This is a genomic window from Bordetella genomosp. 11, from assembly GCF_002261215.1.
In the GTDB taxonomy this organism is placed as follows: Bacteria; Pseudomonadota; Gammaproteobacteria; order Burkholderiales; family Burkholderiaceae_B; genus Bordetella_C.
This window is the reverse complement of the sequence record NZ_NEVS01000004.1, coordinates 3328534-3354074: the sequence shown is the minus strand read 5'-3', so window position 1 is coordinate 3354074 and position 25541 is coordinate 3328534. Positions and strand designations below refer to the sequence as shown.

The following is a 25541-nucleotide window of genomic DNA, read 5'->3' as shown; positions in this document are numbered from 1 at the left end:
CGGCAATTGGAAGAAGGCGACGCAATGGCGCGTAAATATAAGGTTCTCGCCGGTATCGGCGCAGCGGTCATTTTAGTCCTCGTGGCCGCGATCGTGTTTCTTGCCACCCTGGACTTGAATCGATTCAAGCCCTTTGTGGAAGAGAAGGCCAGCGCGGCGCTGGGGCGGCCGGTGGCGATCCATGGCGACCTGGCGCTCGCGTGGCGGCGCTCCCAGGAGGACCATGGCTGGCGCGCCTGGATTCCGTGGGCCCAGATAACCGCCGCCGATATCTCGGTGGCCAATACGGACTGGGGCCGCGCGCCCCAATTCGCCACCTTGAAACACTTGGGCTTCAGGGTCGGCCTGCTGCCGTTGCTGACGCACACCGTCGCCTTGCGGCAGGTCGAACTGGGAGAACCGTCGGTCAGCCTGGAGCGGCGGTCCGACGGAAGCGCGAACTGGGCCTTCACGCCGCAGGATGAAAAGGACGCGGACAAGGAAAAGGACAAGGGCTCGGCCTGGCGGCTGGATGTGCGCGAAATCGCCTTCGACAAGGGCACCATCGGGTACCTGGACGAAACGCGCCAGGCCGATGTGCAAGTCGTCGTGGACCCTCTGGGCAAGCCGGTGTCCATCGCCAATCTTGCGGGAGCGGCGGTGGCCGGCGATCTGGCCGGCCGGAAGGCGCCGCCCCAGGGCGCCGGTTCCGCGGCGGGGGCGCAGCCGCCCCAGGGCGGCGACGACGCCTACGTGTTCGGCTGGCGCGCAAAGGGCAAGTACAAGGGCCTGGAGGTCGATGGCCAGGGACGCATCGGCGGGGTGCTGGCCATGCAGGACACGGCCAAACCCTTCCCGGTGGAAGTGAAGGCGGCCGTTGGCCAGACCAAGGCCTCGGCGACGGGGACGCTGACGGATCCCATGCATCTGGGCGCGCTGGACCTGCGCCTGACCCTGTCGGGCGCCAGCATGGCGGATCTCTATCCGCTGATCGGCGTCGCGCTGCCCGATACCCCGCCCTACAGTACGGATGGGCACCTGGTCGGGCGCCTGAACGAGCCGCAAGGCGCTGTGTATGAATACCGGGATTTCAACGGCAAGGTCGGAGATAGCGATATCCACGGCGACCTTACCTTCACCAACGGCAAGCCGCGGCCCCGCCTTCAGGGGCAATTCACCTCCAACCTGCTGCGCTTCGCGGACCTGGGGCCTCTGGTCGGGGCGGACACCGGCAAGGGAAGCGGACGCAAGGCCGCTTCGGACAGCGCCAAGGTGGCGCGCGCCGAGCGGGCATCCGGACAGGCATCCACGTCGGACGGCGGCAGCCCATCGGAGCAGCCGCCGGACAAGGCCTTGCCGGTACAGGAGTTCCGCACGGATCGCTGGGCCGCGATGGACGCCGACGTCAGTCTGAAGGCCAAGAAAATCATCCAGTCCGCCCAGCTTCCGATCAGCGACCTGCAGGTGCGCGCGGTGATGAACGATGGCGCGCTGGCCCTGACGCCGCTGCGCTTCGGCATGGCCGGCGGTACCCTGGATGCGGATATCCACCTCGACGGGTCCAAGAAACCGATGCCTGGGCGCGCCAAGGTCTCCGCGCGCCGCCTTCAATTGCAGCAGCTCTTTCCCAAAGTGCAGAGCATGCGGCGCAGCCTTGGCGAACTGAATGGCGACGCCGCGCTGAGCGCCAACGGCAATTCGGTCGCGGCGCTGCTGGGCTCCGCCAATGGCGAAACCAAGATCCTGATCAACGACGGACTTATCAGCAGCAGCCTGATGGAACTGGCCGGCCTGAATGTGGGCAACTACGTCGTAGCCAAGCTGTTCGGCGATGAAGAAGTGCCGATCAACTGCGCGGCCGCGGATATCGCCCTGAAGGACGGCCTGGCCAAGCCTGACCTCTTCGTCTTCGATACCGAGAATGCGGTTATCGATATCGATGGCACCGTCAACTTCAAATCGGAAGCCATCGACCTGGATATCACGCCGCATAGCAAGGGGCTGCGCATCATATCGCTGCGCTCGCCCCTGTACGTGAACGGGACATTGAAGAATCCCAAGGCGGGGGTGAAGGTCGGACCGCTGGTCGCGCGGGGGGCGGGGATGGTGGCGCTGGGCGCCGCGTTGACGCCCGCGGCGGGCTTGCTGGCCTTGATCGTCCCCAGCAACCAGGGCGCTGAGAACCAGTGCTCGACGATGTTGCACGAGATGCAGCAGGCACCCAAGGCCCCGCCGCCGCGCCCCGCGACGAAGGCGCGCCAGACGCGTTAGCGCGCCGCCTGGGCGGAGGCCGCGCCGGGCCGCGCGACCGCCAGGAAACCCTCCGGACTGTCCGGGGCGGCGACGCAGGTCTGGTTGCGGCCGTGGTTCTTGGCGAAATACAGCGCCTTGTCCGCCTCTTTCATCACGGCATAGACGTCCTTGCCGTGGTCGGGATAGCGGGAAACGCCGATCGATATCGTCACCGTGCCGCCCGTGGGATTCACCGCTTCCTCCATCGACACACGCAAGCGTTCCGCGGCGCGTACCGCGTCGTCCAGCGAGGTGGCGGGCAACAGCATGGTGAATTCCTCGCCCCCAGCGCGCGCCAGCACGTCGTTGCTGCGCGAGCCGTGGCGCATCAGCGAAGCCAGCACGCGGATGACGTCATCGCCGGTGTCGTGCCCATGGCGATCGTTGATGGCTTTGAAGTTATCGATGTCGATCACCGCCACCGCGAACGGCACGCCGGTAGTGGCGAACTCGTCGAGCGCCCGCATCAGGCCGCGGCGATTGAGCAGCGACGTAAGCGCGTCCGTCGTCGACTCGCGCCGCAGGCTGCGCATCTTGTGATTGATGCTGCCCAGCCCGGTCAGCAGCGCGCGCTTCAATTGCGCGGCCTCGAAGTACCACGACCGCACGCCGCGGATGCGTTCGGAAGCGTCCAGTTCGTCCATCTGCTTGGCCGCGCTGGCCAACTGCCATAGGGGCTGGGCGATCAGCTTGGAGAGCCAGCCGATGCAAAGCAGCAGCACGATCATCAAGGGCAGGGAATTGCGCACGGTAAGCCAGAGAAGATCGTCCATGCGCTGCAGTGTGCCCAGCACGGGCCGCTGGGCTACCAGGCCCCATCCCGTGGTCGGGACGACGGCATAGCCCGCGAGCATCTCCACGCCCTTGGTATTGCGCACGCGCCGTTCGCCGGATACGCCCCGCATGAGGTCGCCAACGATGGGATTGGTACTCGCCGATTCGCCGATGCGCCCGACGTCGGGGTGATAGATCAGTTTGCCGGTGCGATCCACGACATACAGGTAGGAACCGTCGCGGTAATAGTGTTCGCCCAGCAGCAGGTGCAGCGCGTTCGGCTCATGCAGGTACAGGGTACCGGCGATAAAGCCGATGTAGCGGCCCTGGCGGTCGAAGATGGGGTGGGAATTCAGGATGACCCAGCGTCCCGTGATGCCCATATACGGTTCGCTGATCTCGGGTTGCTTGGACTGCAGCGCGCGCTGCACGGCCTCGCTGTCCGGGCGCGCGCCCACCAGGCCCGTGAGGGGCGGATCCACGGCTTGTATCAGGCCCGTGGCGTCCACCACCAGCACTGAATTGAAATGATCGTTCTGTCGCATCAGGCGACGCGTCTCATCGGCGGCACGGTCCGGACCGGTCTCCATATCCGACAGCATGCTGGCGCTGTACGCCAATTCCTGCCGGATGGTCTTGATGAAGTTGTCCGTGGTCCTTGCCAGCTTGGCCGCGTATGCGCGATTGCCTTCCAGGGTGTTGTTCAGGAGGATTTCGCGCTGTACCCGATAGCTGGCGTAAAAGCTGTTCCCCAGCGCCACCAGTACCGAACATAAACACAGCCACAGGATGAGACGCCGCAGGTCGATTCTGAACATAGAAGTGGGCTGCCGGCGCTACTCAAGCTTGGAATCCAAGGATGATACGCCCTGTACCTCCGAAAGTAGGAGGGCGGGCCGGGCTTGTGGGCGCCCACGGGGGGATGCCGGAGGCGGTTTGTCGCGCTGGGGCGACAGGCTGCCGGGGGTGTCGCGATGGCGGGGCGGCCGGCTTGGCCGAGGCGGAGAAAACATGTATACTTTTGCCTCTTGATTCGGGCGACGTCGCTTTGGGGGAAACCCCGGGGCATCTTGAATAGACCTCCGCCCCGGGTCGAGCGGCCGTATCGAGGTTCGCGCGGGATATCCCGCAAGCCTCGGATCGCGCAAATCGGGCTGTTAGCTCAGTTGGTAGAGCAGCGGACTCTTAATCCGTAGGTCGAGTGTTCGAGCCACTCACAGCCCACCAGAATTCCTTTCTGGGTCCCCCAGAGAAAATCAAGCACTTGCGAGCGATCGCGGTGCTTTTTTTTCGTCCCTTCCGGGCGTTGGCCTGGATTTCCGATGGCAAGCAGCTAGCCCAGCACCCGACAAAGGGTTCGTCGGGGCGCCATCCATGATGGACGCAAACGTTTACCCCGGTTATCCCGAGGGAGAGCGGGTTGCATGGGCGTAGCCGACTGGCGCCTGCGAAAAACCGATCACTTCATCTGCCGGTAGCCGGCTGTCCATCGGGGCATTTGGCATCCTGATCCAAGTGCCACAGTCGGGCGCGATCGAGCGCGGTATCGGTGTGCGCGAGGCCTTCATGCATGCTGCGACAACGGACATGAAGCATGCATGCATATCCGTTTCCCGCGCGGCGAACACCAGTTGCCACAAAACTGAAATATAAGGCATGATGTCGACTTTGGCATATACGTCTAGATGTCTATATATGATAGACCGCATCTCCCCGACTGACGCGCATTCGCGGAACGCCGCCGCCACGCTGGCGTTGACGCTGCCTGGCGATACGGTGCTGTACCTGATATTGCCGATATACGCCGCGCAGTTCGGCGTGTCGCTCGCCGAAGCCGGCGTTCTGCTGGCGGCAAACCGTCTCGTGCGCATCGCCGGCTACGGGTGGGTGGCGCGTTTCTATGCACGGCATGGCGATCGGCCGACCTGCATGCTGGCGGCAGCCGCCGCCACGCTAAGCGCGCTGGGCTATGCGACGCTCACGGGCTTCTGGGCCCTGGTGCCGCTGCGTCTTCTGTGGGGCTTGTCGTTCGCTGCCCTGAACCTGTCCACCCAGGCCATGGCGACCGCGGACCCGGTCGGCGTGGCGCGGCGCAACGGCCGTTCGCGCGCGGTCATCGCGATGGGGCCAGTGGTGGCGCTGCCGCTGGGTGCATGGATGGCGGAACTCTGGGGGCCGCGCGCGATTTTCTTCGTTCTGGCACTGGTGGCCTTTCTGGGCGTGGTTGTGGCGCATCGGTTGCCCAGCCACCCGCATTCCATGCCGCAGCAGAGTCGCCGGCTGCGCCTGCCCGGCAGCCTGGATACCTGGTCGTTTCTGGAAGGCTTCACGCTCGATGGCCTCTTCATCATCGGCCTGTCCTACCTGGGTAAGGACCTTATGCCCGCCGGTTCGGTGATCGTGGCCGGGGTGGTATTGGCGTTGCGCTATCTCGGCGAGATCGTGTTAAGCCCCGTGGGCGGACGTCTGGCGGAACGGTTCGGCCCGGTGCGGTTGCTGGTCTGGCTGTCGGTGCTGACCGCCATCGTTCTCGTGGGTTTCGGCGTGGGGTGGATCTGGAGCTGCGCGGCCGCCATCGTGGTGCTGCGGGCGCTGCAACTGCCGCTTTTGCCGCCTATCGTGGCCATGCGGACGCCTGGGCCGGGGCGAGTACAGGCGCTGGCATCGCGCGCGGTGTGGCGCGACATCGGCGCGGGTACGGGGCCGCTGCTGGCTGGCGTTATGCTGCCATTGGTTTCGCCCGTCTGGATCTACAGCGTGCCGGCAGTCCTGCTCGCGCTGTCGGCCTTGGCGTGCGCGCAGCCCGGGTCTTCCGGGCAGGACGCCGGTTGACAGTCCGGTGGTCGCGTCGCTGGGCGGCGCGGCGCCTTTCCGGTGCGCACGAGTGTGAGAGCGTGGACGTCAAAGGCCAGTGTGGCGAAGCTCAGGCTTCGTCTTCGATACGGTTAGACAGAATGCCTATTCCTTCGATTTCGACCTCGATGGTGTCGCTGGCTTTCATCCATACCGGTGGCCTGCGCGCGTAGCCGACCCCGGCCGGTGTCCCCATGATGATCACATCGCCGGGGTCCAGGGTGATGGCCTCGGTGATAAGACATAGCGTTTCCTCCACGGGGAAAAGCATGTGGGCCGTGTTGCTGCTTTGCATGACCGTCCCGTTCAGGCGGGATTCGATCTTCAGGCCGGCGGCACCCGCCGGCAGTGTCGAGGCGGGCACCAGCCAGGGACCGAAGGAACCTGTCTCGTCGAAGTTCTTGCCGATCGTCCATTGCGCGGTCTTGCGTTGATAGTCCCGCAGCGTGCCGTCATTGAAGCAGGAATAGCCTGCCACGGCTTGCAGGGCGTTGGCGGGGGTCAAATGGCGGCAGGTCGTGCCGATGACCACGGCCAGCTCGGCCTCGAAGTCGAGCTGGGTCGAAGCGCGCGGACGCCTGAGAGGGGCGCCGTGGGCTGTGAGGGACGATGGGCCTCGCATGAAAAGGCTCGGGTATTCCGGCTTGCTGTTGCCACCCTCGGCTGCGTGGTCGGCATAGTTGAGCCCCAGGCAAATGATCTTGCCCGGGCGCGGCACCACGGGAAGCAGTTCGACGGCCGTCAGGGGGTGGCGATCCTCGGCGGGTGCCGCGGCGGCCATCTCCGCTGCGGCGGCGAAGCCGGCGGCGCCCTTGGCGCAGAGGCTGATCATGTCGCTCGGCAGGGTAACGACGGATTCGTTGACGACGGCGCCCAGGCGGGGCGTGAGATCGGAAGCGGTACGGAAAGTGACGAAGTTCATGTGCATGTCTCGAAGGTACTGGGAGAATCGGGAGGCGCGGCACGGTCCGGGCACGGATGGGAAGGCGGGGACGACGGGCCGTCAGTCCGCGCCGACCGTGCGCATCAAGGTGTACAAGGCACTGTGGCCCTCGAAGCCGATGCCGGGCAACTGCGGTGGCTGTACATAGCCGCCTTCCACCACGGTGCTGTCCGCGAAGCCGCCGAAGGAGCCGAACACACCGGGATAGGCCTCGCAGCCACCCAGGCCTAGGCCGGCTGCCAGCGCCAGCGACATTTGGTTCCCGCCGTGCGGGAAATGGCTGGACGGCTCCCAGCCCCGCGCTTCCAGATCGAGCACCATGGCGGCGTAGGCGTCCATGCCGTAGGACTGCGGAGGATCGACCTGGATCAGGTCCCGCCCGCGTCGCCAGCCGCCCAGGCGGATAAGGTTCACCACGTCCTGCATGCCGTAAAGGTTCTCGCCGGCCGATAGCGGCGGTGCGTAGACGGAGGCGAGTTCCGCCATCAACGAGAAGTCGTTGGGATCGCACGGCTCCTCGAACCAGCGCAGCTGGTACGGGGCCAGCGCGGCGGCATAGGCCAATGCCGCGTCACGCTCGAACTTGCAGTTGGCATCGACCGCCAGATGCCCGCTGTCGGGTAGCACGCCGAGGGCGCATTCGATGCGCCGCAAGTCTTCGTCCAGCGATGCGCCGCCTACCTTGATCTTGACGTGCGTGTAGCCGCTCTCCTGGTGTGAGCGGATCTCGTCGGCGACGTCCCGCGGCACGCCGCCCGGACGGTACCACCCACCGCCTACGTATACCGAGACCTTTCGGTGCATCGAGCCGCCGCGGTAGCGGCGGGCCAGAACTTCCGCGGTAGGCAGATCCTGCGCTTTGCCGACGGCGTCCCACAGTGCTGTCTCGATGGTCCCGATGGCGATGGATCGTTCGGCGTGGCCGCCCGGTTTCTCGCCGACCAGCATGGCTGCCACGGCTTTTGCCGGGTCCAGCACGCCGGCAGCGTCAAGCAGCGACTCGGGCTTGGCGCGCAGCAGGCGCGGGAAAAAGCGGTCCCGCATGGGTTGTCCGCAGGCATAGCGGCCGGTGGAGTTGAAAGCGTAACCCGTCACCGGGGTCTTGCCGGCACCGGGGTCCAGCCTGGCGGCGACGATGGAGGTAGTCATCTCCGCGAAGGAGAATACCGCATTGCGCATGGTGCTTTGCACCGGAAATGCGGCTTCGTGAAGGGCGATGATGCGCATGGTTGGGTTCGGATCCCTGTGGGGTTGCCTTAGCGTGATTGTTCGATGCCGGCGCTTTGGATCAGCTTGCCGTAGCGCACCGTCTCGTCTGCGATGTGCTTGCGAAAAGCCTCCGGCGCGGCCGGCCTGGCGGGCAGGAAGCCCAGTGCGATGAGTCGTTCGCGTGCCGCTGGCTGACGCAGTACGCTGTCGATGTCGGCGTTGATCTTGTCGACGATGGCCGCGGGCGTGCCGGCGGGCGCCACAAAGCCCAGCCATGCCCCATAACGAAAGTCGGGGAAGCCCGATTCGGCGATCGTGGGCACTTGAGGCAGTACGGCGAGCCGCTCGGCCGAGCCGACTGCCAGAGCGACCAGCCTGCCGGATTGCAGGAACGGCAGCACCGCCGAAACTCCGGCGAACATCACTTGTACCTGGTCGCTCACGACGCCTACCGCCGCATCCGACGCGCTCTTGTACGGAACGTGCGTCAACTTGATATTCGCGCTGTGCATCAGCATCTCCATCGGCAGATGCTGTGCGCTGGCGACGCCGCTGGACCCGAAGTTGATCGCACCGGGATTGGCGCGGGCCATATCGACCAGTTCCTTGACGGAGTGCGCCGGAAACCGCGGCGAAGCCACCAGCACGAAAGGCGTCTCCCCGATCAGCGCGATGGGTGCAAAGTCCTTCAGGGGGGAATAAGGAAGCTTGGCATAGAGCCACGGGTTCGCCGCCAAGGTCGTGTCGTTGGGGACGAGCAGCGTGTAGCCGTCGGCGGGCGCGCGCGCGACCTGCTGCGCGCCGATGATGCTGTTGGCGCCGACCTGGTTTTCTACTACCACGCCTTTGCCCCACATCGCGCTGAGCTTCTCGGCCATGAAGCGGGAGGCGATGTCGGCACCCGCGCCCGCCGCGAAGGGAACGACGACGCGCACGGGCTTCTCCGGGTAACCGGCAAGCGAAGCGGTGCACGGCAGCAACGCAGCGAATGTTATGGCACCGATGCCATGAACCGCCTTCGGAAACCGTGCCTTCAGGCGCGTCCAGTGGAAGTGAATGGCGCGCAGCGCCGCATGGTTGGTGGCCATGATTGTCTCCCTCTTTTTAGTTTGGCTGGATAAATTCTGAGCCGTGCGAAGCCAACTAAAAATAATAGTTTTCAGATATTATCCATCCATAATTTAGATGGTCAGGACCGAGGAGGGGCGGATGGATCTGCGGCCGGTGCGGTATTTCCTCGCGGTGGCGGAGAAGGGCAGCATCAGCGCGGCCGCTGCGGTGCTGCACGTGGCCCAGTCGGCCGTCAGCCGGCAGATACGCTTGCTGGAGGAGGGCATGGGCGGTCCGCTGTTCGACCGCAGCGTCGCCGGCGTGGAGCTGACCGACAGCGGCCTCATGTTTCTGGAGCGGGCCAGATTCATCATGCGTGAATTGCAGAGCGCTACCCAGGACGTCTCGGACTTCAACCGCGGGATGCGCGGATCCAATCGCGATGTGCGCGGCACGGTGCGCATGTCGGCGGCTCCGACGGTCGGCCAGGCCCTATACGGGCGGACCGCGCTGGATTTCCGCAAGCGGTTTCCCCAGGTCCGGCTCGAGCTGACTGAGAGCCCCACCGAGGATGCGTTGCACCGTCTTTCCGCAGGCACGATAGACATGGCCATCGTCTCGGACCCGGGCAACCAGGAACACATCCGTTTCACGCCACTGATGAAGCAGGAAATCGCCGTGTTCTGTCAGCCAGGCAGCAAACTGGCCGCTCGTTCCAGCGTGCACGCGAGAGATCTCGGAAAGTTGCCGATCATCATTTCGCTGGGTTTGCGCAACAGCCTGGAGGCACTTCACGGCGCGGTGCAGCCCGTTATCCAGATGGATGGTGGAGAGGGCGCAGCGCAGCTGGCCCGCGCGGGGGTCGGGGTGGTGGTGATGCCGAGTTCCGTCTCGCGGACATCGGCGATTTGGCAGGGCCTGGTCGCGGTGCCCATCCGAAGCTTCTCCGTTACGCGCATGCTCGCCGTCTCCAGGGGGCGGCCCGTCAGCCTGGCCGCGAAAGCGTTCCGTGGCGCGATTGAGGAGCAAATGGCACTGTGCATAGAAGAAGGCCTTTTTCTCCCCGCATGAACGATCGCTGACCGGTCGCCGCGGGCATGGTTTTGCGAAGAATCAAGGCGTATGCAGGTGTCCGCGTGCGGACTGATCTCCGTGCTTTCTGCCTTGATATCAGGCTCTATCTGATTAATAACGGTGCTTTCAATCCGCCCTGGCGCCCGACGCCTTGACGATATCGCGCCATTGTTCCAGTTCCGATGCCTGGCGGCGGGCGAGTTCGTCGGGGCCGTCGTGCAGCTCGGTGACGCCCAGTTGTTGGAATCGCTGCTGTACCGCGGGCGATGCCAGCGCAGTCTTGATGCCCTGGTACAGCTTCGCGACCACATCCTTGGGCGTGCCGGCCGGCGCATAGAAGGCTACCCAGAGGTCGCCACTGAAGCCTGGCACGGCTTCAGCGATGGCCGGCACGTCGGGCAGCAGGGGGACGCGGCTGGCACTGCTGACGCCGATGGCACGCAGTTGGCCTGCCTTGACGGCTTCCAGCGCCGACGGCAGGCTGGCAAAGAGCATGGGCACCTGGTTGCCCAGTACGTCGGTCATCGCGGGGGCGACACCGCGATACGGGACGTGCTCCAGTTCGAGGCCGCCTTTCTCGTTCAGCATCGCGCCCAAAAGGTGATTGAGGGTGCCGGTGCCGGCCGAGGCGTACCGGTATTGGCCCGGGTGCGCCTTGACCTCGGCGATGAACTCTTGAAGGTTGCGCGCCGGAAATGTGGGATTGACGAGCAGCACATTGGGCACCACGCCCACGGCCGCGATCGGGACGAAGTCGCGTAGCGGATCGAAACCCGGCTTGGCGTAGATCCAGGGAACAATGAGTTGATTGCTGTTGGCGGTGAACAGAAGGTTATAGCCGTCGGGACGTTCGCGTTTGGCGGCCTGGGTGCCGACGACGCCGCCGGCGCCGGCCTTATTGCTGACGATGATCGATTGCTTGAGCTCATCGCCGAGTTGGGCGGCCAGGATGCGCGCGACGATGTCCACGGTGCCCCCCGGCGCGGTGGGCACGGTAATGGTGATGGGGCGGTCGGGATAGTCCGCTTGGGCGGTGGGCAATATGGCCAGCAGGCCGCAAAGCAGGGCGGCCGGTTTAAGCGCGCGAAACAGTCGGGTCATGAATGGCTCCGTTGGAAGGTGAACGGGACGGCAAGGCGGCGCGCCGGTCGACAAGGCGATGGATGTCGCGAGCCCAGCGCAACAGCGCGTGGTCGGCTCCTCGACGCGCTACCAGCATGACGCCCAGGGGCATGCCGCGATCGTCATGGGTGGTCGGTAGATGCAGGCAGGGCCAGCCCAGCACGGACCACGCTTTGTTGAAGCCCGATTCGCCGGTGTGCGATAAGCCTTCGGGGGCGGGGCCAAGGGCGCCCGTCGTAAGGATCAGATCGGCGTCGCCGAAGTCGAGCTCCCAGGCACGCTGGCGTGCTGCGTGCAGGCGAGCCAATGTGGCTTCGTAGTCTTCGCGCCCGATGGCGAGGCCTTGTCGAGCGGCCTCGCGCAGGCGTGGGCTGAGGCGTCCATCCTGAACGGCATCGGCATCCGGCACCAGGACGGTTAATGCATGTGCCAGTTCGTAGTGCACGACGGTGCGGTGGATATCCAAGAGATCCAGCGCATGCGGCATGGCCTGGATCCCGGCTACGGCATAGCCGGCAGCGGCTAGGGCGTTGCCGGCGGACGCAAGCGCGTCGATGCTGGACCGATCGAGCTGGTATCCAGGTTGCATGGGCAGAAGGCACAGGCGCGGCTGGCCGATCGCATCGCATGCATGACGCGGCAGCATGACGTCGGCCACGCGCGCCGCCACATCCAGGTCGTATGCGTGCCAGCCTATGGTGTCCAGGCTGGGGCACATGACGCGCATGCCGCCGCGGGACACGGCGCCGTAGCTGGGCTTGACCCCCACCACGCCGCAGAAGGCGGCGGGCCGGATGATCGAGCCTCCCGTTTGTGTACTTAGCGCGAAGTCGACCATGCCGGCGGCCACGGCCGCGGCCGATCCACTGGACGATCCGCCCGGCGTGTGCGAGGGATGGTGGGGGTTGCGGGTGGGGCCGGGGGCGACGTGGGCGAATTCGGCGGTCACGGTCTTGCCCAAAGGCAGTGCCCCAGCCGCGCGCAGGATGGCGACGCAGTCGGCATCGGCCGTGGCAGGGCGGTCGTCGGTTGCCGGAGAACCGCAACGTGTCGGGAGTCCGGCCACATCGAGTACATCCTTTACGCCGAAAACCAGTCCAGCCAGCGGTCCGTGCCGCGCGGCAGCGGCAGTGGGGTCCAGGCAGGCCCAGGCATGCAGGTCCTGGTCGGCCAGGGCGGCGTCCGCGACCAGGCGGGGAGCATCGGGGTGGGGAATGCTAAGCGACATGACGACTCGTGAAGGGGGCCGGGGACGACGTCCTACCTAGGAAGCGTGCTGCATGTTAAACAGGCGATTGCTTATGGTCTAATTCATAATCGAACATAATTCACAATGAAAAACGACATAAAGTTTCTCGACGCGCGCATGCTGGCATGCTTCTCGGCGGCCGCGGAGGAATTGCATTTTGGGCGGGCGGCGGCGCGCGTGTTCATGAGCCAGCCACCTTTCAGCCAGCAGATAAAGCGACTAGAGAACATCGTCGGCGCTCCCTTGTTCGAGCGGACGACGCGTACGGTAAGGCTGACTCCCGCCGGCGTGGTGATGGCGCGCCATGCGGACGATCTGGCTGTACGCACGGCATCGATGCTGCGCGCCGCGCGGCGGGCCGCGCTGGGCGAGGGCGGCCCGCTAAGAGTGGGGCTCGCGCCCACGGTGGCCTATTCGCCGCTGGCCGAGACGCTTTATCGCTATCGCAGCGCGCATCCCGATGTGGAGCTGGATTTGTTCGAGGGAAACTCCAACCAGATGGAGGCCATGCTGCGAGGTCGCCAGATCGATCTGGCCCTTATGCGCCCCATGCCTCTGGGTGAAGGCATCGAAACCGTCGAAATCCTGAGCGAGCCGATGATGCTGGTGTTGCGGCAGGATCATCCCTGGGCGGCACGCCGGCGCATCAGCCTGGCGCAGGCATGTACCTTGCCATTGATCGGCTACTCACCGCTTGCTTCGCCTTATTTCCGGCAACTGCTGGACCGGATGTTCAGCCGCGTCGGTGCGCACCCGATTATCGTCCGCGAAAGCGTGATTCCGACTTTACTGACGCTGGTGGAGGTGGGCATGGGGGCTGCCATCGTGCCCAAGTCCCTGTCGCGCATGCGCGGCGAACCTTTGGTCTTTCTGCCGCTGCGCGACGCGGAGCCGGCATGCATTCTGGCGGCTCAGTTAAGCGGGGAAGGGCCGGCAGCCGCGCGCTCGCTTATCGCGCAGTTGCGTGGAGCCGCGCGATAGCGGGTCGCGCGTCGCCGATGCAGGGCCGAGGCTCCCGGCGGGTTCCCTGTTCGCACATAGGCGTCCCGCGCGGCGGATCCGACATGCGGCTTCCCACGCCAGGGAGATACAATTCGTCGTAAATGGAGGACGCAAAGGTGGGAAAGAGTCTGATCGATGCGGATGGCGCGGCGCAGGCGCTAAGGCAGTTTGCCAAGGATCGGGATTGGCAGCAGTTCCACTCGCCCAAGAACCTGGTCATGGCGCTCTCGGGCGAGGTCGGCGAGCTGACGGAAATCTTCCAATGGATGACCGAGGCCGATTCGTACAACGCGGCGTCGGCCCCGCGCACCGCCGACGCGGTGCGTGACGAAATCGCCGACGTGGCCCTGTACCTGATACGGCTCGCCGATGTGCTGGGCGTGGACCTGAACGCCGCGATCACCAGCAAGCTTGCCGCCAACGCCGCCAAGTACCCGGTCGAGGCATCGCGCGGGGTCAGCACCAAATACGATCAATTGCCGAAGTCATGATCGTCTACCAGGCCGACAAGACCATGAAAGGCTTCGTGAAAATGTCCAGGGAAAATCCGGTGGAAGCCGCGCGGCTGGCCGACAGGATCATCAAGAACACGTATCGCACACTGATGACGCGCGGCATGAAGGGGTGCTACGTCCATGCTACCGATCCGGGGCTGAACGCCTATCTCAGAATGAGGGCGGGGGGCGCCGATGCGTATTTCCAGGCCTGATTTTCTCGGCTGACTCCGGTCGGGCCGATTTTCCGGCATTGCCTGGTCCGCGATCGTCCCGGTTGGTTTCGAGGTTGGCGCGGCTTTTTGTTCTTGTATATGCCGCAGTTCCGCCTATCAAAATGAAAAAAATGATGGAATCCCGCGTCCGTTTTCGTTTGCCTCGCTGGCCGGTCGCCGATCTCGTTTGAATGCGGGCGTGCCGGTTCAGGGTTTATTCCCCCGCTCGCGGCCGGTGCCTGTATGCGCGCGACTATAGGCGTTTCCCGCGATGCACGCCGCTGTGGCGGGGCAGGGTTGCGCGGCATCGCAAGCAGACGATTCGAGGTGCCCGCTTATTTCTTTACGTTCGAGTTAAATAACTCGAAACGACACCCTTTAAAACAATTAAAAATATCTTCCGCAGTAGTTTTGTTGCGTCCCGTGTATCGAATGTAATTTATTGACGGGTTATGGCGCCTTGCCGCGCCGAAGCTGACGTACTTCAACAGCAATACAAATATTTAGAAAGAAAGATTGCTGTTCCTTGCGTCAGGATTCGCCAGCCAAAGTCTTCGAGGCCGAAATCGTTCAATTGGGCTCTCGTGACCTGCCCCCTTTTGCCGTGCCATTCATAACGAGGAAGTCCGGGGTTGCAAGATTAGTTGATCTCGATGGTGGTTGAGCTGGTTTGAGCTGCATCGCCAGCGCGCTGGCGATGCAGCTCGGCGAACTTGGCCGGTGGCATTCGCCCGCAGCTGCTATGCGGGCGGACCTCGTTGTAGTCCTGGCGCCAGAGCGTGATGGCCGACCGGGCCTGCTGCAGCGTCTCGAACCACTGCTCGTTCAGGCACTCGTCCCTGAACTTGCCGTTGAAGCTCTCGATGTAGCCGTTCTGCATGGGGCGTCCCGGCTCGATCAGGATGTGACGGATGCCGTGGGCCTGCGCCCAGCCCATGAAGGCCCGGCTGGTGAACTCCGGACCGTTGTCGGTGCGCACGGCCTGCGGGTAGCCCCTGAACACGGCCGCTTGATCCAGCAGTCGCGTAACGTATTGCCCCGAGATTCCCCAGTCCACCGAGATGCTCACGCACTCGTGGCTGAAGTCATCGGCCACGGTCAAGCACTTGATGCGCCGTCCCGTGCTCAGGCTGTCGCTGACGAAGTCCATGCTCCACACCTCATTGACCGTCGTGGCCAGTTGCAGCGGCACGCGTTCGTTGGCGGGGCGTTTGACCTTCTTGCGCTTGCGCACCGCCAAGTTGGCGGCGCTGTACAGGCGGTAGACGCGCTTGTGGTTCACAGCCGGGAAGTGCGGGCGCAGCATGTCGTGGATGCGCCGATAGCCGAAGCGCCGGCGTGCATGCGCGATCTCGACGATCTTGCTGCTGAGCTCTTGGGTCATGGCATCGGTCTCGGGTGGGTGGCGGTAGCTGTCGCGGGAGAGCCCCACAAGCCTGCAGGCGCGCCGCTCGCTCAGATCGCATTGCTCGATCATGGTGGCGATGGCCGCGCGCTTGGCCTGTGGGGCTAGCGCTTTACCCCGAAGGCCGTATTCAGCGCGTGGATGTCCAGATGGGCCTCTGCCAACAGCTTCTTGAGCTTGTTGTTCTCGGCCTCGAGTTCACGCAGCCGCCGGGCGTCGGGCACGTCCATCCCACCGTACTTGGCACGCCATTTGTAGAAGGTCGCGTCGCTGAAGCCGCCTTTGCGGCACAGATCCTTGATCGGCAAACCGGCCTCGGCCTGCTTGATGAAACCGATGATCTGCTCCTCGGTAAATCTGCTCTTTCTCATGTCCGTCATTCTCCAAGTTGACGGACTTCGCTGCCATTACGCTGGTACGGCTGGGAGGGGGCAGGTCACTCGGGGATTTGTAAATCTTTTTTAGCGACGCGCCCGCGCCAGGAAGCCGTTCCGGCCTCGTTCCGGGCCATGGGTGGCGACTTCGAGTGTCCGCGACACGACGACAAAGAGTGAGGTAGCAGTGGTAAAGAAAATCGCAGTGTGTGGCCTTGGGTACGTGGGCCTGCCGGTTGCCGTGGCGCTTGCCAGGCGCTTCGATGTCATCGGCTTTGACGTGGATAAACGGCGGATCGCGCGGCTGAAGGACGCCGACGACTGGACGGGCGAGGTCGAGCGCCACGTGCTGCTGGACTCGTCTTTGAAACTGACGGACGACGTGCAGGATCTGGCGGGCTGCGACTTCTTTGTCGTGGCCGTCCCGACCCCGGTCGACGAGAAGTGCAACCCGGATTTTTCGCTGCTCGTCCGCGCTTGCCAGTTGATAGGACCGGTGCTGCGCCAGGGCAGCATTGTCGTCTTCGAATCCACGGTGCACCCGGGGGCGACCGAGGATATTTGCGGACCGGAGCTGGAGAAAGCATCCGGCCTGCGCTGCGGCATCGATTTCAAGCTGGGCTACAGCCCTGAACGGATCAATCCGGGCGATCGCGACCATCCGCTGGAGAAGATCGTCAAGATCGTCTCGGGCCAGGACGCGGAATCGTTGGAAATCATCGCGGGCGTCTACGAAAAGATCATCGAAGCAGGGGTTCATCGCGCGTCGTCCATCAAGGTGGCGGAGGCCGCCAAGGTCCTGGAGAACACGCAGCGCGACATCAACATCGCCCTGATGAACGAAATGTCGAAGATCTGCGATCTGGTCGGCATCCGTACATCCGAAGTCCTGGCCGCGGCTGGAACCAAATGGAATTTCCTGCGGTTCACGCCGGGCCTGGTGGGCGGCCATTGCATCGGGGTCGATCCGTACTACCTGACCTCCAAGGCACAGGAGCTGGGCTATCACCCCGAGGTGATCCTGTCCGGCCGCCGGATCAACGACGGCATGGCCAATCACGTTGCCTCGCGCGTCGTGCAGGTGCTGGCCCGCAACGGCCGTCTTAATGCATCGACGCGCGTCGGCATCCTGGGGATGACGTTCAAGGAGAACGTTCCCGACATCCGCAATTCCAAAGTGGTCGATCTCTATAACGCGCTCGGGGACTATGGCATTACCCCGGTCGCCTGCGATCCCATGGTCGATGCGGCCCAGATGGAACACGAGTACGGCATCAAGCTTGTGAACCGGAAGGACTTTCGCGGCATGGACGTGCTGATCCTGGCCGTTCCGCATCGCCAGACCATGGAGTCCATCTGGGACGACCTGCCCGAACTGGTCAAGAGCGGCGGCATGGTGTGCGACCTGAAGTCGGTGCTCGATAGCAGCCGGCTTCAGTCGGACCTCTTGTACTGGACTCTTTAAGTTCGGGTCGTCAATCCGCCACTATAGGTGAACCTGAATGGCTACTTTTACGATCGCTCCGATTGGAACCTGCCGTATTCATACGCCCCTGCGCGACGCCGTGGGGCGCTTTCCGCTCAAGCTGCAGCTTGGCCGCAACTACGGTTTCGTGCACACCAGCGCGGAGGCGCTTCAGCAGGCGCGCTTCATGTACGGCCAGGCCGAGATTCCCGCCGACGTCCAGCGGTTGATTTTCCGGCCATCGAACGGCGGCCAGGCCCACCGCGCAACGCATAAGCCGGCCGATCTTTACATGATCGAGTTGTCGTCGCGCAAGCTGTTGACCATCGACGGCTCCCCCATCCAGTCCAACTACCTGGGACGCTATTTCAGCGAGTTCTTCGCCGACCGCACGCGTGCGCGCATGTTCTGGTCGCTGGCGACCCCCGACAAGCTGGCGGAAAGGAAGGCCCAGCTGCAGCAGGACGCGGTATTCAAGAGCCTGCCGGCGGACGATCGGGAGTTGCTGGTCCGCATCCTGAAGCGCGATATGGCGGACGACGAGATAGAAGGCGAAATGGGCCAGCTCGTGGAGCTGCTGGGCAAGGACAAGGTCGTGTTCGTCACGCACGTCAATGCCCTGACCCCGGACAACGTCCCGATCGAGCAGCGACAGCAGCTGATCTCGGCCGTGGAGGCGGGGGCGCAACGCATCGGGGTGCCGTGCTACGACCCGACGCCGCTGATGAACAAGATAGGACAGGCCGATGCGCTGGAGAACGGCGGCCTGGACCTGACGCATTACACGGAAGCCTTCGCCGAGCGCCTGTGCGCGGATTGGTACAAGAGCTACATCCGCCCGCGGATAAGCACCCCCGCCCCCGCGCCCGCCGCGACAAGGCTGGCTGCCGACGAGGCCGCCGAACGCATCGAAAAGATATGGGACGCGGGCGATCTGCGCGAGGCATCGCGGCGCGTGCGCGACGTGCTGCGCCGGCATCCCGGGCTGCCCGATCATGTGACGCTGATGGCCCGCATGCAGGGCGAGCTGGGCGACTACGAGGGCGCGATCGCCCTGCTGGAAACCGCCGATGGGGCGGTGGCCTCCGGCAGCAAGGCCGAGCAGATATTGATGCGCAATCATTTCAATCTGGGGCACTACGATGTGGCCTATTCGCTGGCGGCCGGTCTGCTTGGCGACGAGATAGAGACCCCCGAAATCGTGCGGATCGTGGCGGCATCCTCGGCGCAGCTTGGCAATGTGGACGAGTCGCTGGGCAAGTGGAAGCAGTTGTTCCGGATTGCCTCTCCGGGCGACGCATACGCGCTGGAGGCGGCCGATACGGTGCTTTCCATGCTGCAGGCTGGCGGCGACATGGACGCCGTCATCCGCTGGGTCAACGAGGTTCGCGCCGCCATGCCCTCGTATGGCCGGGGCTTCGCCGTACTGTGGCGCGATCGGCTGATGGCCGGCGACCGCACGGGATTGCGTTCCCTGGCGGCGGAGTCGCCGGAACTCTCCGAGCTGGAAGCGCTGGAGCTCGTGAAGGAAGCGACGTGGCGGGGCTGCCTGGTGGCCGCGGCGGCACTGGCGGTTTCGTGCGGTCTGCTGAAGACCGATCAAGAGGATATCCGCGCCTGGCTCGATGCGCAGTCGTCGGCATGGGCCGAAGAGGGGGGCCGGGCGCTGGAGGAAGGACGCCTGCGCGACGCGGCCGAAAGGACTTGCGCGCACCGTCTGCTGGCTCCGGATGCCTTGGCCGGTGTGCGGGCGCAGCGGGCCTTCGAGCGCGCGATGCGCCTGGCGGTGCGGGGTGCGCTCGTGGCGGGCAACCATAAAGAGGTCATCGAGCTTACGGATATCGCGCTCGACGCCCACATCGATTTCCCCGAGCTGGACGCCATGCGCGGACGGGCGGCGGACGCGCTTGGGGACAAGAAGACCGCGATGCGGCATCTCGAGCTGGCGGCTTCCGGCGACTCCGCCCAATTCAGCACGCAGCTGTATTTCGCCAGGGTGGCGTTCAACGGCGGCTGGTTTGGCGAGGCCATCGACGCCTACACCGCCATCCAGGCCAACGCGTCGGCCGACCAGAGCGCGAAAGAAGAGGCCGAGCGGCAGTTGCGCCGGCTCGGACCGCGTTCGATACGCGCCGCGCGGCTGGCGCTGTCCCGTGGCGAACACCTGGAGGCCTGGAAACTGCTGGACCGTGTTGCCCAGTCCTGGCCGGAGATGCCGGAAGTCGCCCACGAAAAGCGGCGCGTCCTGGCTGTCCTGTATGCGGAGGCGCGAGCGCTGGATCCGTCGAGCACGGGCGAGCGGCTGGCCCTGGGCGAGAAGATCCTGCGGCTGGTTCCGGACGATGCCATCGGCCTGCGGCTGGCGGCGGTCGGCGCGATGCGCCTGCACCGGTTCGAGCAGGCCTTGCCCTATTGGGAAGCGCTGAAGAAGCTTTCGGACAAGCCGGAGCAGTTCGACCACTATATCGAACGGTGCCAGGTCTGGATCGAGAAACTCAACCGCAGGAAGGCAGCATGAGCGCGCGCGCACGGCCGTCCAGGCGGCGTGCCGCCCGTCCCGCGGAAGAGGCCGCGCAGCGGCAGGAAGTCACGCCGGCCAGTCCTCAGCCGGATAGCGGTCCGCCGGACGATACGCCGCCTCTCCAGTCGGTTCAGGCCCAGCTGGAACAAATCGTCGCAGCGTCGGCCAGGGTCCAGATTGCGCAAGGCAACCTGGCCCGCGCCGAAGCGTTAGCGCGCGATCACCTGACGGACCCGAAAGTCCGCTTCCTGCTGCTGCGCTTGAAGGAAGCGGCTGGCCTTAACGAGGGCATGTTCGAGCAGTGGTCCGCGCTCTTGAACGAATGTCCGGACGATTTGCAGATCGTCCGTTATAGCGCGACCCGGCTGGTCAGGGACAGGCATGTCGACGAGGCCCTGGCCCTGGTGGACCGCCATATTCCGGAGTCGGACGATAATCCGGACTTGATGCTCGCGCGGGCAAAACTGCTGGGCGATATCCGCGCGCATGAACAGTCCGATGCGTTGTTCAGTCGCCTGATCGCGCGCCACGGCGACCGCAATGTACGGGTCGAGTTCGCCAAGCGGCTGCGCAAACGCGGGTTGCTGGCGGACGCCTACGAAACGATAAAGCCCGTGCTGCATCTGCTTGCTCCCGGTAGCAAGGCGGCGGAGCTGGCAAGCACGTTGACGAGCGATTACGAGTTCTACCGCGAGTTCGAAGAGGCGGAGGAACTGGCCGGAAAGGACATCAGGATCGTCTCGATGAAGCATGCGATCCTGCATTTCAAGAACCGCCAGGTCGAAGATACCGAGCCGGAGAACACGGTGTCCATCGCGCTTGTCACCGGCAGCCTGGGCCCCGGCGGCGCCGAGCGTCAGCTGACGCGGCTCGCCGGAGAGCTGCATCGCATGGCGAAGTCGGCCGACCGCCTGCCGGCCTTCATGCGCGTGAAGCCCGAGAAGGTCGAAGTGCTGGTGAAGCAGCACACCGAGCCCTCTGGGTCCGCGAAGAAGCAGGGGCTGGATTTCTTCCTGCCGGTGCTGGCCGATGCGCAGATCCCGGTGACCGAGATCAACGGCCTGCCCGCGATTTCGACGTCGCATCAGCCGGTCGAGGATCCGCGCCTGACTCGCCTGCTGGAGCAATTGCCGCCGCCCGTTCACTACGGGGTCACGCGACTTGCCCCCCTGCTGCGCGCCAATCGGTTCGATGTCGTGAGCTTGTGGCAGGACGGTACGTGCCTGTTCGGCGCGCTGGCGGCGCTGCTGGCGGGCGTCCCGACCATACATCTGGTGTTTCGGGGGTTGCCGCCGAATATCCGCAAGGATCGCTTCCGGGAAGAGTATCCGGTGCTCTATCAGGCACTGGCGCAAATCCCGGGCGTGCACTTCGTCAGCAATAGCCGCACAGCGGCGCAGGAGTACGCGAAGTGGCTGGGTATTCCGATCGTGCGTTTTCATATCCTTTACAACGGCGTGCCGGAGCTGGCGACCGGTGCTTCGCCCAAGGACGAAGAGAAGTGGAAAGCCTTCGAGGCGTGCACGGCCGATGCCACGGAGACGATCGGCGGGGTGTTCCGCCTGGAGCCGGACAAACGACCGCAACTCTGGCTCAAGCTTGCCGCGCAGTACCTTAAACGGCGACCGCAAGCGCGCTTCTTCATCGTGGGAGACGGGCGCCTGCAGGACAACATGGCGGCATTGGCCCAGGAGCTGCAGGTAACGGACCGGCTGCTTTTCGTCGGGTTGTCGAACCACGTCGGCTATTGGTATTCGCGGATGGACGCCAAGGTACTGCTTTCGCGGTACGAAGGGCTGCCCAACGTCCTGATCGAAGCCCAGCTGCAGGGCGTGCCGGTTGTTTCCACCCCGGCCGGCGGCGCGGGCGAATGCTTCGTCGAGAACGTGACCGGCCATTTGCTAAGCGATCTCGAGCATCCGGACCTGAACGAGGCGTGCGAAAAAATCGAGTCGCTGGTGGACCTGACCCGCGGCAACGAGGTGTTGAAACAGCATAGCCGCCAGCGGGCGCGGGAGCTGTTCTCGCTGAACGCGATGCTGGACAAGTTCCTGAGCCTGTGCGTGTCGGTCCTGGGCGCGTCGAGGAGCGACGAGCGTGTCGGTATCGGGGCGATGCGCTTGAGGGAGGCGTGATTGCCTGGCTTTATTCCCGCGATTTCGGAAATCATGGTTTCGATGCAAAAAAAAATCCCGGCTTCCGGGCTGCGGGGCAAGGCGGCGCTGGGCATGGCGCTGCTTGCCGCTGTTTTACTTTCAGGATGCCAATTGCCGCGTTCCGGTCCCATGCTGAGCGAGATGACTTCGGCGAACGACGACAAGGATGTGGTGGTCATGCCGGTGTCGCCCGAGCTCGCGCTCGCGAGCAATGTGCCCGACGTCATGGATTTTCCGGCGCGTTATCGTGACGCGCGCGACGCGGGCTTCGACGTGCTCGTGCCGGGGGACGGCATCAACGTCACTGTCTGGGAACGGGATGGCCTGGGTGTGTTCGCGGCCAACGCCGCCGGTATCAGCGACCTGGGCAACCAGGAAATCGACCGGGGCGGGAATCTCTACTTGCCGATGCTCGGCAAGTTCCGGGCAGCCGGCTTGACGCTGGCGCAGCTGCATGACGCCGTCGTCGCCCGCCTGAGCAAGCTTATCGTGGGCTCGGACGTGACGGTCACCCGGGTCGCCGATGCGCGCGGGCAGATGGTTACCGTGCAGGGCAACCTGACCAAACCGGGCATGTATCCCATTACCCAGACCACCCAGCGGCTGAGCAGCGCGCTGGCGCTTGCCGCGCCGGTGCAGACGAATCCCGAACAGCTCATCATTACTTTGCGGCGCGGCACGGAAATTTCTTCGGTGCGGCTGTCGGATATCTACCGCAACCAGGATAACGACATCCTGCTGCGCGCGGGCGATGTCATTACCGCGCATGACGCCCGGGAGTACCTGACGGTGCTGGGCGCGGCCGGCACGCAGGGGCGCGTGGCCATCAGCAAGCGCAACTACAGTGTGCTGGATGCCCTGGGCGATGCCAAGGGCCTGGACGACGATACGGCGGACCCGCGTTCCGTGTTCCTGTTCACGCCGGCGAAGCCGGGCAGCAAGGGAGCGCCCGATACCTTGCCGGTTGTCTATCAGTTCGACCTGACGCGGCCGGAACAGGTGGCGTTGGCCGGCCAGTTCACGGTGCGCGAGGGGCAGGCCATTTATATCTCGGATGCGCCGTTTACCCAGGTACAGAAGGTATTGTCGGCATTCCGGGTGACGATGAGCGCCGGCTTCAGCGCCACGCGGGCGATCGATAGCAATTCGGGCGGGTCCAGTAGCAACTCCAACGTGACTCAATAAGCCAGTCGATGAGCAACGAGGAGCGCATTAAAGGCTGGCGCGCGCGTCGGCAGGACCGGAATTACGCGGTAGGTTCCGGTGTTGCCGCCTGGCGCCTGGATGTGTCGGCGCTATTCGATCCCAGGACCTCGCCAGCCGCCGTGTTCAGGCGGCTGGTCGCGAGGCTGCAGGGCGAGAAGCACGACACCGTGGCGGCCCGGCGGGCGGTCTACGAGGCTGTCCAGTCCGAACTGGAAAAGGAGATCGAGCGTAGCGGCGCGGCCGAAGCCGATGCCGATTTTCCGCGCCGGCGCCTGCGCATTATGGTGCGCTTGCTGGAGCTGGATATCCGCGCCGGCGCCGATGTGTTCGAGCCCGGATACATGCCGGCCAGGCTGGTGGCGGAAGACGAGCGCCTGGGGGCGGCGCACGGGCGGCGGGTGCGGCGGCGCAAGCAGGAAGAGGCGCAGCAGGCGCGTCGCCATGCGTCGCGCAACGACGTCGCGCTGCAGATCGAGCTTTCCCCGGACGAGGCCGGGGATCTGGCGATCCTGCGCGAACGCCTGCGTGTGTTGCATCAAGGGTATCGTCCGCGCGACGTCGACGAAGGCCGGCCCCGCTTGCGTACCCTGTTGCCGATGTTCGTCTATCAGCTGCACGTCATGCACGGCGAAAGCCGGATTGCCTTGCTGTGGGCCCTGGTCGGGCCCGTCGTATTGCTCACGCTGATCTCGTCGCTGTATTTCCTGATGGGAACGCATTACATCCTGGGTATGGATGTGCCGACGTTTTCGCTGCTGGGCGCGACCACGTGGATCATGTTCCGGCAGATCATCTTCAGGAGCAGCACGAGCTACGTGTCGGCGCGCGGATTACTGAACTTCCAGGGAGTGACGCCGCTAATGGGTGCATTGGTGCAGGCGCTGATCTATGTCTCGGTATACCTGGTGGTATTCGGCATTTTGATCGGCGCGGGCAGCGCTTTCGGTTTCATCACGCTGCCCGAGAGCTGGTCCGGGTTCGTGCTTTTCGTGGTGCTGATGGGGGTGGGCGGAACCGCCATGGGCGTGCTGTTCGGCGCGATCGCGACGGCGTGGCATTTTTTTCTTCGGCTGGCGCCCGTGATCGAGCGATTCCTGCAGATATTTTCGGGGGTGTTCTTCGTGTCGGAGCAATTGCCGGAACAGATGCAGTCCTTGGTTCTCTGGTCGCCGTTCGCGCATGGCATGCAACTGCTGCGTTCGGCGTACTTCACCAGCTACAAGTCGCAGGATGCGAGCCTGACCTATTTCCTGACCTCGCTGGTTTTCCTGGCCGTGATTGCCCTGGCTGCCGAACGCCTGGCCCGCAGCAATATCCAGCCGATGTGAGGGGCCGTAATGATCCATCTTAATGGCGTGACTGATGAACCCTATGCATTCGGAACCCGCCAATCGCTGCTTTCCAATGTCGATCTCGACATTCCCGTGGGGCGCTATGCGCTGCTTTCGCCCGCGCCGGAACTGCACCGCCAGATTATCGATGTGCTGTGCCGGCTGAGGCCGCCGCGCCAGGGGTTCGTCAAGCACGATGGCAGCGTTTCCTGGGCCATAGGCCGGCAGGGCTTCATTCGCGGCAAGGCGAACGGGCTGCGCATGATCGAGTTCGTCAGCGAAATGTACGAGCTGGACGCGGACACCACCGTCGACTTCGTCGCGGACCTGATCAGCGATCCCAAGTGCCTGGCCAGGCCCATGGAACATTGGCCGCTCTACGTCCGGCAGGAGTTCTCGTTCGCGCTGGCGCTGGCGCCCGCGTTCGATGTCTATGTGATCGAGGGCGCCATGCCCTTCGAGCCCTGCCGTTTCACCCGTCTCTGGCTGGCGCTTTTCGAAGAGCGCCTGGTCGGACGGACGCTCGTATTTTCCAGTTATCGCCAGAATCAATTGGCGGACTATTGCTTCAAAGGCTTAGTTTATGAAGGAAGCACGCTCAGAATCGACGACGACCTCGACCGGTGCATCCGCAAGTTCCCGCCCAGACGATCCCGCAGCGACTCCGCAAGCGCAGGCGACGACGCCTTCAGCGGGGACTTCGGGGACGGCCAGTTCGGCATCTGAGGGCGGGTCCGAGATCGAACGCCGGCATCGTGAACGGCAGGCGGCACTACGCGAGCGGCGGCGTCATCGTTGGGTCAATGCGCTCATCGTCATCGCGCCGG

At 64.4% G+C, this 25541-nt stretch carries 19 protein-coding genes and 1 tRNA gene; 13 read left to right on the top strand and 7 right to left on the bottom strand.

Translation table 11 applies throughout. From position 1 onward, the window contains the following. Window positions 1–24 precede the first annotated feature (24 nt). Window positions 25–2250, top strand: a complete 2226-nt coding sequence (locus tag CAL28_RS22700; RefSeq protein WP_094843439.1) for an AsmA family protein — start codon at window positions 25–27, stop codon at window positions 2248–2250. On the opposite strand, the gene CAL28_RS22695 is transcribed toward CAL28_RS22700, so the two are convergent. Next, window positions 2247–3863, bottom strand: a complete 1617-nt coding sequence (locus CAL28_RS22695) for a sensor domain-containing diguanylate cyclase (protein ID WP_094843438.1) — start codon at window positions 3861–3863, stop codon at window positions 2247–2249. The genes CAL28_RS22700 and CAL28_RS22695 overlap by 4 nt on opposite strands. 333 nt (window positions 3864–4196) lie before the next feature. Between CAL28_RS22695 and CAL28_RS22690 the strand changes: the two genes are divergently transcribed. Together CAL28_RS22690 and CAL28_RS22685 are read left to right on the top strand one after the other, a co-directional pair. Beyond that, window positions 4197–4272, top strand: a tRNA-Lys gene (locus CAL28_RS22690). A 468-nt stretch (window positions 4273–4740) separates the two neighbouring features. After that, window positions 4741–5877 carry an MFS transporter gene (locus tag CAL28_RS22685; protein ID WP_094843437.1) on the top strand — a complete coding sequence of 379 codons (1137 nt, stop codon included), beginning with the start codon at window positions 4741–4743 and terminating at the stop codon, window positions 5875–5877. A 91-nt stretch (window positions 5878–5968) separates the two neighbouring features. On the opposite strand, the gene CAL28_RS22680 is transcribed toward CAL28_RS22685, so the two are convergent. From CAL28_RS22680 to CAL28_RS22670, 3 genes are all read right to left on the bottom strand, one after another. After that, window positions 5969–6820 carry a fumarylacetoacetate hydrolase family protein gene (locus CAL28_RS22680; protein WP_094843436.1) on the bottom strand — a complete coding sequence of 284 codons (852 nt, stop codon included), beginning with the start codon at window positions 6818–6820 and terminating at the stop codon, window positions 5969–5971. Between the two features lie 81 nt (window positions 6821–6901). Next, window positions 6902–8068: an enolase C-terminal domain-like protein gene (locus CAL28_RS22675; protein WP_094843435.1), complete on the bottom strand. Its 1167-nt coding sequence runs from the start codon at window positions 8066–8068 to the stop codon at window positions 6902–6904. A gap of 29 nt (window positions 8069–8097) precedes the next feature. Continuing rightward, window positions 8098–9138: a Bug family tripartite tricarboxylate transporter substrate binding protein gene (locus tag CAL28_RS22670; RefSeq protein WP_094843434.1), complete on the bottom strand. Its 1041-nt coding sequence runs from the start codon at window positions 9136–9138 to the stop codon at window positions 8098–8100. A gap of 121 nt (window positions 9139–9259) precedes the next feature. Between CAL28_RS22670 and CAL28_RS22665 the strand changes: the two genes are divergently transcribed. Further along, a complete protein-coding gene (locus CAL28_RS22665; RefSeq protein WP_176464072.1) occupies window positions 9260–10171 on the top strand; it encodes a LysR family transcriptional regulator in 912 nt (303 codons plus the stop codon). Between the two features lie 129 nt (window positions 10172–10300). Here the strand turns inward: CAL28_RS22665 and CAL28_RS22660 are convergent, their stop codons facing one another. Both CAL28_RS22660 and CAL28_RS22655 read right to left on the bottom strand, forming a co-directional pair. After that, window positions 10301–11275 carry a Bug family tripartite tricarboxylate transporter substrate binding protein gene (locus tag CAL28_RS22660; protein WP_094843432.1) on the bottom strand — a complete coding sequence of 325 codons (975 nt, stop codon included), beginning with the start codon at window positions 11273–11275 and terminating at the stop codon, window positions 10301–10303. Next, window positions 11250–12524: an amidase gene (locus tag CAL28_RS22655; RefSeq protein WP_094843431.1), complete on the bottom strand. Its 1275-nt coding sequence runs from the start codon at window positions 12522–12524 to the stop codon at window positions 11250–11252. The genes CAL28_RS22660 and CAL28_RS22655 overlap by 26 nt, the downstream gene beginning before the upstream one ends. Window positions 12525–12629: 105 nt before the next feature. Here CAL28_RS22655 and CAL28_RS22650 point away from each other — a divergent pair, with 105 nt between their 5' ends. The 3 genes from CAL28_RS22650 (at window position 12630) to CAL28_RS22640 (ending at window position 14256) form a co-directional block, all read left to right on the top strand. Continuing rightward, on the top strand, window positions 12630–13526 hold the full coding sequence (locus CAL28_RS22650) for a LysR substrate-binding domain-containing protein (protein WP_094843430.1): 897 nt from the start codon (window positions 12630–12632) through the stop codon (window positions 13524–13526). A 137-nt stretch (window positions 13527–13663) separates the two neighbouring features. Beyond that, on the top strand, window positions 13664–14038 hold the full coding sequence (locus CAL28_RS22645; protein WP_094844796.1) for a nucleotide pyrophosphohydrolase: 375 nt from the start codon (window positions 13664–13666) through the stop codon (window positions 14036–14038). Beyond that, a complete protein-coding gene (locus CAL28_RS22640; RefSeq protein ID WP_254926203.1) occupies window positions 14035–14256 on the top strand; it encodes a DNA/RNA helicase domain-containing protein in 222 nt (73 codons plus the stop codon). Before CAL28_RS22645 ends, CAL28_RS22640 begins: the two co-directional genes overlap by 4 nt. Before the next feature lie 640 nt (window positions 14257–14896). Here the strand turns inward: CAL28_RS22640 and CAL28_RS22635 are convergent. Continuing rightward, window positions 14897–16032 (bottom strand): IS3 family transposase gene (locus CAL28_RS22635; RefSeq protein ID WP_407922726.1). Its coding sequence is split into 2 segments (ribosomal slippage): window positions 14897–15777 and window positions 15777–16032, totalling 1137 coding nucleotides; the frame shifts between segments, so codons are not numbered across the junction. Between the two features lie 208 nt (window positions 16033–16240). Here CAL28_RS22635 and CAL28_RS22630 point away from each other — a divergent pair. From CAL28_RS22630 to CAL28_RS22605, 6 genes are read left to right on the top strand one after another with little or no spacing between them, the layout of a single operon-like run. Then, window positions 16241–17500 (top strand): nucleotide sugar dehydrogenase, encoded by a 1260-nt coding sequence (locus tag CAL28_RS22630; protein WP_094843428.1) that lies wholly within the window; start codon window positions 16241–16243, stop codon window positions 17498–17500. 37 nt (window positions 17501–17537) lie between these two features. After that, window positions 17538–20018: a hypothetical protein gene (locus tag CAL28_RS22625; protein ID WP_094843427.1), complete on the top strand. Its 2481-nt coding sequence runs from the start codon at window positions 17538–17540 to the stop codon at window positions 20016–20018. Beyond that, window positions 20015–22156, top strand: a complete 2142-nt coding sequence (locus CAL28_RS22620; RefSeq protein WP_094843426.1) for a glycosyltransferase — start codon at window positions 20015–20017, stop codon at window positions 22154–22156. Before CAL28_RS22625 ends, CAL28_RS22620 begins: the two co-directional genes overlap by 4 nt. 42 nt (window positions 22157–22198) lie before the next feature. Beyond that, the gene (locus CAL28_RS22615; RefSeq protein WP_094844795.1) at window positions 22199–23362 is read left to right on the top strand and encodes a polysaccharide biosynthesis/export family protein; all 1164 of its coding nucleotides are present in this window, start codon (window positions 22199–22201) and stop codon (window positions 23360–23362) included. A gap of 8 nt (window positions 23363–23370) precedes the next feature. Next, window positions 23371–24711, top strand: coding sequence for an ABC transporter permease (locus tag CAL28_RS22610; RefSeq protein WP_094843425.1), 1341 nt, complete (start codon window positions 23371–23373; stop codon window positions 24709–24711). Between the two features lie 9 nt (window positions 24712–24720). After that, the gene (locus tag CAL28_RS22605; RefSeq protein WP_094843424.1) at window positions 24721–25440 is read left to right on the top strand and encodes an ATPase; all 720 of its coding nucleotides are present in this window, start codon (window positions 24721–24723) and stop codon (window positions 25438–25440) included. Window positions 25441–25541 lie beyond the last annotated feature (101 nt).

Coding starts and splice junctions, on each gene's coding strand:
- CAL28_RS22700 (WP_094843439.1), top strand. CDS start 25: ATGGCGCGTAAATATAAGGTTCTCGCCGGTATCGGCGCAGCGGTCATT.
- CAL28_RS22695 (WP_094843438.1), bottom strand. CDS start 3,863: ATGTTCAGAATCGACCTGCGGCGTCTCATCCTGTGGCTGTGTTTATGT.
- CAL28_RS22685 (WP_094843437.1), top strand. CDS start 4,741: ATGATAGACCGCATCTCCCCGACTGACGCGCATTCGCGGAACGCCGCC.
- CAL28_RS22680 (WP_094843436.1), bottom strand. CDS start 6,820: ATGAACTTCGTCACTTTCCGTACCGCTTCCGATCTCACGCCCCGCCTG.
- CAL28_RS22675 (WP_094843435.1), bottom strand. CDS start 8,068: ATGCGCATCATCGCCCTTCACGAAGCCGCATTTCCGGTGCAAAGCACC.
- CAL28_RS22670 (WP_094843434.1), bottom strand. CDS start 9,138: ATGGCCACCAACCATGCGGCGCTGCGCGCCATTCACTTCCACTGGACG.
- CAL28_RS22665 (WP_176464072.1), top strand. CDS start 9,260: ATGGATCTGCGGCCGGTGCGGTATTTCCTCGCGGTGGCGGAGAAGGGC.
- CAL28_RS22660 (WP_094843432.1), bottom strand. CDS start 11,275: ATGACCCGACTGTTTCGCGCGCTTAAACCGGCCGCCCTGCTTTGCGGC.
- CAL28_RS22655 (WP_094843431.1), bottom strand. CDS start 12,524: ATGTCGCTTAGCATTCCCCACCCCGATGCTCCCCGCCTGGTCGCGGAC.
- CAL28_RS22650 (WP_094843430.1), top strand. CDS start 12,630: ATGAAAAACGACATAAAGTTTCTCGACGCGCGCATGCTGGCATGCTTC.
- CAL28_RS22640 (WP_254926203.1), top strand. CDS start 14,035: ATGATCGTCTACCAGGCCGACAAGACCATGAAAGGCTTCGTGAAAATG.
- CAL28_RS22625 (WP_094843427.1), top strand. CDS start 17,538: ATGGCTACTTTTACGATCGCTCCGATTGGAACCTGCCGTATTCATACG.
- CAL28_RS22620 (WP_094843426.1), top strand. CDS start 20,015: ATGAGCGCGCGCGCACGGCCGTCCAGGCGGCGTGCCGCCCGTCCCGCG.
- CAL28_RS22615 (WP_094844795.1), top strand. CDS start 22,199: ATGCAAAAAAAAATCCCGGCTTCCGGGCTGCGGGGCAAGGCGGCGCTG.
- CAL28_RS22610 (WP_094843425.1), top strand. CDS start 23,371: ATGAGCAACGAGGAGCGCATTAAAGGCTGGCGCGCGCGTCGGCAGGAC.
- CAL28_RS22605 (WP_094843424.1), top strand. CDS start 24,721: ATGATCCATCTTAATGGCGTGACTGATGAACCCTATGCATTCGGAACC.